General features: G+C 38.1%; 6 protein-coding genes. 2 read left to right on the forward strand and 4 right to left on the reverse strand.

Features of this window, described 5'->3' with window-relative positions:
- The first annotated feature begins 164 nt into the window (after positions 1-164).
- On the forward strand, positions 165-410 hold the full coding sequence (locus DCC82_RS02595) for a DUF4176 domain-containing protein (protein WP_233252907.1): 246 nt from the start codon (positions 165-167) through the stop codon (positions 408-410).
- A gap of 60 nt (positions 411-470) precedes the next feature.
- On the opposite strand, the gene DCC82_RS02600 is transcribed toward DCC82_RS02595, so the two are convergent.
- The gene (locus DCC82_RS02600) at positions 471-782 is read right to left on the reverse strand and encodes a DUF4176 domain-containing protein (RefSeq protein ID WP_055442027.1); all 312 of its coding nucleotides are present in this window, start codon (positions 780-782) and stop codon (positions 471-473) included.
- Positions 783-863: 81 nt separating this feature from the next.
- On the opposite strand from DCC82_RS02600, the gene DCC82_RS02605 reads away from it, so the two are divergent.
- Positions 864-1286, forward strand: coding sequence for a hypothetical protein (locus DCC82_RS02605; RefSeq protein ID WP_035020725.1), 423 nt, complete (start codon positions 864-866; stop codon positions 1284-1286).
- 54 nt (positions 1287-1340) lie between these two features.
- Here the strand turns inward: DCC82_RS02605 and DCC82_RS17925 are convergent, their stop codons facing one another.
- From DCC82_RS17925 to DCC82_RS02620, 3 genes are all read right to left on the reverse strand, one after another.
- Positions 1341-1673 (reverse strand): transposase, encoded by a 333-nt coding sequence (locus tag DCC82_RS17925; protein WP_006322495.1) that lies wholly within the window; start codon positions 1671-1673, stop codon positions 1341-1343.
- Between the two features lie 349 nt (positions 1674-2022).
- Positions 2023-2817: a hypothetical protein gene (locus DCC82_RS02615; RefSeq protein ID WP_097355085.1), complete on the reverse strand. Its 795-nt coding sequence runs from the start codon at positions 2815-2817 to the stop codon at positions 2023-2025.
- Between the two features lie 68 nt (positions 2818-2885).
- Positions 2886-4106 carry an IS110 family RNA-guided transposase gene (locus tag DCC82_RS02620; RefSeq protein ID WP_097355086.1) on the reverse strand — a complete coding sequence of 407 codons (1221 nt, stop codon included), beginning with the start codon at positions 4104-4106 and terminating at the stop codon, positions 2886-2888.
- Positions 4107-5379: the final 1273 nt, after the last annotated feature.

Consider the following 5379-nt stretch of genomic DNA (forward strand, 5'->3'; position numbering starts at 1 on the left):
GGCATCTTGTTGGCTTATTCCTTGGTCACACTAGGGCTGGTTGAGCGCTGACGCTCAACTAGCACCACGGGTGATATTAGTAAAACTAAAGTAAAAGCTTATACAGCCCTTGGTGTAGGCTTTGGTTGGGGAATTGAATTGAAAGGCTAGGTATCTGTATGATTATGAAAGATATTCTACCAATAGGTAGCGTAGTAAAATTAGATGGTATTAATTATTTGGTAATGATATATGGAAGAAATGTAGTGCAGTCTACTACAGGAAAACAATACGATTATGTAGGATGTCCTTATCCTCACGGATTTATCAATAATGCGTATAATATTTTCTTTAACAAGGACGCTATCGAAACATTGGTATTTAAAGGATATGAAAATCAAGAAGAGAAAATTCTGAGAACTAGCCTTTAAAGAATGCCGAAGGGAAGTTTACTTACGTAGCAGACTTCCCTTACTTAGTAATTATAATAATCATTCTTTGTAGCCTAAATAGTAAACTTCTTCGATATCATTAGCATTAAAAAATACATTATAATCATTAGAAGTAAAACCATCTGGATAAAAACAGCCTAGGTACCTATATTTCTTGTTATCTGTGCTTCGAGTGACGTTATTTCCATAAATCATTATTTTTTCATCTAGTTCCTTTAATTTAACTACTGTCCCTATAGGCAAAGAATTTTTATCGACTTCAGAGACGCTCCTAGTAGTTGCATTATTACAACCGGCCAAGATTACAAGAAGTAAAAACATAAAAGAAATTAGGATCTTTTGTGAATTCATTACTACATCCCCTTTCTGAAAATCTTATATACTTGATTATATTTTAAACATATATATATTAAAGTGAAAGGTTGTTTAATATTGAATATAACAAAATTTAAACTAGAACAAAATAAAATGTTCAATCTAAAAGTTCAAAGCTTTATAGGTAAGATATACTTCTTCTCCAAAATACTAAAGTCTCTTCAAAAAAGAGATGTGGTGGTAATTAAAAGAGAGAGAGGGATTCAAGACGGATATATCTTTTCGATCCTAATTGCAAGAAACAGCTATTTAGATAATAGTGAGCTAGTTATCAAAGATATCCAATTAAATAAAAATACAGTAAAAATTATATACGGCAACACTACATCAGAATCTACAAACAGTTTTTCTTATAAGGATATTAAGTATAATTATATTGCTTTTTATATTGAAAGTAGCGCAAAGTATATAGATATAGTTAATGAACAAGGAATCAAGATCCTAGAAAGTGAAGAAGTAGGGGATATTCGCAAATGGTAAGTGCAATCCCAAACAATTGATATATACATCCAAATTGACATTTTAACCTCTGATTCACGCAGCACACCCGATGCGGCGTAACACCTCATCTGGGTGCTGTAAGACGTGCTGTTCAAACCGAGTAATCGACTGGGCGATGTCTTTTTGATCTCTATGCAAGACGTTGGCAATGACTTCATCTTTTAGCCACTTCCATAGCCGTTCAATAGGGTTTAACTGTGGGGAATACGGTGGCAAAAAGATAAAGTGAAAAGTAGTACCTTTTTCACTATCAAGGAACGCTCGCACCATCTTGGCATGATGAATACGCGCGTTGTCCAACACAAGCACGATGAATCGATTCGCATATTTCTCTTTCAACAGATGTAAAAAGTCTAGAAACGTCATGAAGCACGATGAAATACGACGTCCCCTTGTTGCACGTCGACTGCGACAAAAATGGACACGTGAGCGTGGTGACCGTAGCCCGGACTTGTTTTTGATTGCCTACTTCTGCCCATGTCGTACGAAGCGCCTGATAGGCACGAACATGCGTCTCATCGACATGAAGAAGAACGATTTCTTCCGTGATTAGTTTTTTTTTATAAACTCGAGTTCTTTTTCAAAGGCTGCTTGAAGCACTGGATCCCTTTGACGAGCTTATAGGTCGGAAACGGAGATTTATGTGATCGAACCGTTGAAAAGTGGCTCAATTTTAGATTATCAAATACAATCGCATTTGATGGCATTTGGCTGGTCACTTGTCACACTCGGACTGACGCCCAACTAGCATCATAGGTTTATATATATAAATTGTTAGGAAGCAGAGAACCAAGCCATTAAATGTTAATACATATTCTAACTTCCCGGTTAAAGATATAGTTGCTGAAACAATCAATTTGGACAAAGATGCTATAATAAAAAGCAGTGAATTCCTAAGTAATAAAATCTCAGCAAAGCTTTCTTTATCAGTATAATTTTTATACAGATTTAATATATTTAATTTATACATTGTAAAAAAGAAACCCAATAATACTAATGAGCCCGCCCTTATTAGGAAGTTTTCGAAGACAAGTAAAAAATATGCCGTCCCCATAAAAAGTATTGAAAATATAAGATATTTTGCCTTCGGTTTAATTTTCACAAGTGTTAAGTTAGCTAAAATAAAAGTAATTGATAATATGGATTCTAGTGTGGCGAACATTAATAAACTATTGTCTGATTTAATATCTATAAGAGCAACAGCAGGTAGAATTACATCTAGTAAGGAAGAAGTAACAAATGTAGTAACTATCCCTACAAGCAAAAACAACTTAATTTCTTTACTTAATATAAGATTATTTTTCCATATCAATTTTAATCCTTTAATTTCTGATACACTTTTCACACTCTCTGTTTTTTGTTTCATAAAATAGAAAATTGAAACTAAAACGCAAGCAGAAGTTATCACCCCTATAGATGATTGATGGATATACTTAATTATAGCAGTTGTTATCCAAGGGCTTGAAACTAAGGTCAATCTATCCTGAAAACAAAATTTGGCAAAAAACAACCCCCACCTAGCCTTTGGAATATAATTTCTAAAGGAAGGTATTAAAGTTTATATATGGTTTAATTCCCTTATGCACCCACTTTTTCTAACTTCACTTCGTACCCTAACCCCTCTAATTTCTTCACCGTTTGACGCACGATCTTTGCTTCCCGTTGACGATCCCAATAGTCTGCCCCTAATTCTTTATACGGTTCCTTCCGAGTTAACAGGTAATAGATGATTTCTAATATCGTTCGTCCAACTGCCATACTCGCCCGATTCGCCCCTCTTCTTGCGGCTATGCGGTGATATTTCGCGGATAAATATGTATCCTTCTTTCTCGCGGCGGCACGGGCACATTCTACTAAACACGCTCTCAGCTTCTTGTTCCCTTTCCTCGTTCGGCTTGATAACCGTTTCCCCGCACTCTCGTAGTTTCCTGGTGCCATGCCTGCCCACGATGCCAGATGGCTCGCTGATGCAAAGCGACTCATATCGGTTCCGATTTCCGCCAAAATTTGTTCCGCGCTTTGCCGCCCGACTCCCGGAATCGTATCTAAGAGCTCCAGCGCTTCTTCAAAAGGGCGCGTTCTCTCCTCGATCTCCTGATCTAATCGCGCAATCGCTTCATCTAGGTATTCCACATGCCGCCATTGTTCGGCTAACATCATCCGTTGATGAGGGCCGATTACCCCGTGTAATGCGCGCTGGAGTTCTTCCACTTTTTGTTTCAATTTCCCTTTTGCGAGCTGAGCGATGACCATCGGATCGTTTTTCCCTTCGATCAACGCACGAATCATTTTTCGTGCCGATGCCCCATGGATATCGGAAACAACGGACGACAACTTGATGTTCGCTCCTTCCAATACTTTTTGAATCCGATTCAATTCCCGCGCTCTTTCTTCGATCAAACTGCGACGATATCGAACGAGTTCTCGCAGTTCTCGTTGGGCTCGGTCCGGAATATAACTTCCTTTCAACAATCCATGGCGAAGCAAGTTGGCGATCCACTCGGCATCCTTCATATCCGTCTTCCGTCCAGGAACCGCTTTAATATGCCGGGCATTGATGACAAGCGTTTCGATTTGTTCGAGTTCGAGCAAATTGTACAACGGTTTCCAGTACACGCTTGTCGATTCCATCGCCACGTGCGTCACCCCTTTTTCTTTCAACCAGTTCACAAACTCCAGCAATTCATCGGTCATGGTACCGAATGTTCGTATTTCTTTTCCTTCAGGGGTGATGGTACAAGCGGTAATGGATTTTTTATGCACGTCTACTCCACAACAACGTTCATATAATACCTTCATCGCTTTCCCTCCCTGCTTCATTTCATCTTCAGCTGGTGCAGTAGCCTATGACGAAGCATTCTATCCTGCGTGCTTCCCAACTCGGGAGCGACATTCCGTGGTGCACCAGGCTACTGGGGTCCGTCTATCTTTCGGACTCTTGCGTACCATAGATGCATCGACCTCATGATCCCAGCTGCAAGGAGATATTTCGACAATATTCGTTTTCATCCTTCCGATGGTGCCGAATTTTTTTCGGCATGGGGGTCTATCTCCAAAAGCAAGCGAGACGCTGGCTTCTGCTTTACTAATACCCCCATATTATTTACATCCAAACCTGTAAAATCGCCCAATCGTTTAAGTTCACCATTTTCGTCCCCAGAAATTCAATAGCTAATCTGTAGAACATAAGTTCTAGAGAATTTTTCCCCAACATTTGTAAACACACATCAATCATGATTCAATAGCCTGAATGTTGTATTCTTTACCAACCAATCGCTTCTTTAGAATTGGACACTTTGGACCTATTATGATGCCCCCGTTCTTCATATCCACTTTTTAGACCGACATCAAGGGTGCTAAACATAAGGCACAATTGGCAATGAAAAAGAAATTGTCTCGTTAGGGCAGCATGATAAATTTACTTAATAACGTAAATTTTCCCTTTCTTATTCTTTTTACGCGAAACCATTTTAATGATAAAACCTATAATATAAAATGGCGTAACTAGCCAACCTATGGCCGTAGCAGCCATAAATTTGAAGATAATGTAATCACTAATTGTTGTAAAAATTACAAAATTCCTTTGCATCCTTGAAATAAATTTCCAGCCAAAAAATATTGATATAATAACATACGCATCTAAAATATTCCCTACTATATTATTCAATTTCGACCCAAAAAACATTGATCCAATAACATAATTATTTAAAATATCCCCTAGCATATTATTAAATCACCTCTGCTATATAGTTATTGGTTTAAGAAATTAAGTAAAGAAACACTATATCCTTCTATGATAAAGGTACCGTCAAGAATTTTGTGTAATGTAAATGGGGTAGGGTTTCTCTGAAATGGATTTGAATTGATAGGGGACTGATTTTCTCCACACAAGAGACTGAATATTCAGTCTCTTGTGTGGAAAGGGAGAATCCCCCTATTTTGTTTATTTACAGTATTTGGTTAATGATAACGTTCTTCAAACATTCGCTCGAGGGCTTCATGCGCTTCGGCAAATCCTCGCAACTTTCGCCCTGCCCATTTCTCATTAAAATCTTGAATGGTCAAATACACG

Origin of the sequence: Geobacillus sp. LYN3 (genome assembly GCF_003064505.1) — a bacterium.
GTDB lineage: Bacteria > Bacillota > Bacilli > Bacillales > Anoxybacillaceae > Parageobacillus_B > Parageobacillus_B toebii.

Bases quoted from the DNA above. Each gene is read 5' to 3' on its own strand.
- DCC82_RS02600 (WP_055442027.1), bottom strand. From the start codon at position 782: ATGAATTCACAAAAGATCCTAATTTCTTTTATGTTTTTACTTCTTGTA.
- DCC82_RS02595 (WP_233252907.1), top strand. From the start codon at position 165: ATGAAAGATATTCTACCAATAGGTAGCGTAGTAAAATTAGATGGTATT.
- DCC82_RS02620 (WP_097355086.1), bottom strand. From the start codon at position 4,106: ATGAAGGTATTATATGAACGTTGTTGTGGAGTAGACGTGCATAAAAAA.
- DCC82_RS17925 (WP_006322495.1), bottom strand. From the start codon at position 1,673: ATGACGTTTCTAGACTTTTTACATCTGTTGAAAGAGAAATATGCGAAT.